Annotated in this window: 1 protein-coding gene; it reads left to right on the top strand. The window is 74.5% G+C overall.

Annotation, left to right across the window (positions count from 1 at the left end; translation table 11 throughout):
- Nucleotides 1–1,665 (top strand): BTAD domain-containing putative transcriptional regulator (locus E2651_RS43040; protein WP_280922838.1); only part of this gene is annotated, 1,665 nt, incomplete at both ends.

Below are 1,665 nucleotides of genomic sequence, written 5' to 3' on the forward strand. Positions count from 1 at the left end.
CTCCCCGACCGCAGCGCGGCCACCCGCCCCGAAGCGCTGCTCGCCGAGGCCACGCGCGCGCGGGTCGAGGCGGACCTACTGCTGGGGCACGCCTCCGACGTCGTACCGGAGTTGAAGGAGCTCACCACCGTCCGGCCGTACGACGAACCGCTGCACGCCCTGCTCATCCGCGCCCTGCGCGACGCGGGCCGCGGCGCCGACGCCCTGGCCGCGTACGAGAACGCCCGCCGCACCCTCGCCGACGGACTCGGCGCCGACCCCGGCCCGGAACTCCGCGCCCTGCACGCGGAGTTGCTGGACGGGGGCGCGTCGGCCACGCCGACCGCGCCGATCGCGAAGCCGCCGCGGAAGGGGAACCTCCGCCCCCGCCTGACCTCTTTCGTCGGACGGGAACCGGAACTCGCCGCCATCCGTTCGGACATGCAGAGAGCACGCCTGGTCACCCTCACCGGACCCGGCGGCTCCGGCAAGACCCGCCTCGTCGAGGAAGCCGCCGCCGGGCATCCGCAGGCATGGCTGGCCGAGCTCGCCCCGCTCGACCATCCGGAGGCGGTTCCAGGCGCTGTCGTCAGCGCGCTCGGTCTGCGCGAGACCGTGCTGATGACCAGCGAGTTGGTGGCGACGCAGAACGACCCGGTCGCTCTGCTCGTCGAGTACTGCGCCTCGCGCGGCCTGCTCCTGATCCTTGACAACTGCGAACATGTCATCGGCGCCGCGGCCGACCTCGCGGAGACGCTCCTCACCCGCTGCCCGGGGCTCACCATCGTCGCCACCAGCCGCGAACCCCTGGGTGTACCGGGCGAGTTGGTCCGCCCCGTCGAGCCGCTCCCGCCCGACCCGGCGCACCGCCTCTTCACCGAGCGCGCCCTGACGGTGCGCCCCGGCTTCGACGCCGCGCAGGAGAAGGCCGCCGTCGCCGAGATCTGCCGCCGCCTGGACGGCCTGCCCCTGGCCATCGAACTGGCCGCCGCGCGCCTGCGGATGCTCACCCCGCGGCAGATCGCCGACCGCCTGGACGACCGCTTCCGCCTCCTCACCAGCGGAAGCCGCACGGTCCTGCCCCGCCAGCAGACCCTGCGCGCGGTCGTCGACTGGTCCTGGGACCTCCTCGACGAACCGGAGCGGACCGTCCTGCGCGAGGTCTCCCTCTTCGCCGGCGGCTGGGACCTCGCGGCCGCGGAGGCCGTCTGCACCGGGTCCGCGGCCGACCTCATCGGCGCCCTGGTGGACAAGTCCCTGATCGTCGCCGAACCCACCGCCGACGGCGACATGCGCTACCGCATGCTGGAGACGATCCACGAGTACGCGTCCGAGCGGGCCGCCGAGACGCCGGACCTCCGTGCCGCCGCGGGCAGCCGCCACACCGCGTACGTCCGCGCCCTGGCCGAAGAGGCCGACCCCCTGCTCCGCTCGGCGGACCAACTCCCGTGGATCCAGCGCCTGGAGACGGAGCTGGACAACATCCGCGCGGCCCTGCAGCGCGCCGTCGAGTCCCACGACGAGGAGCAGGCCCTGGCCATCGCCCTGGCCGTGGGCTGGTTCTGGTGGCTGCGGAACTACCGCACGGAGGGCACGGAGTGGATCGACCGCATCCTGCGGCTGATCCCAGGGGCGCCGGCCCCCGCCTCTGCGCCCGCCCCTGAAGACGGGTCCGCCGCCCCCGCG

Origin of the sequence: Streptomyces sp. MZ04 (genome assembly GCF_004684775.1) — a bacterium.
Taxonomy (GTDB): Bacteria; Actinomycetota; Actinomycetes; order Streptomycetales; family Streptomycetaceae; genus Streptomyces.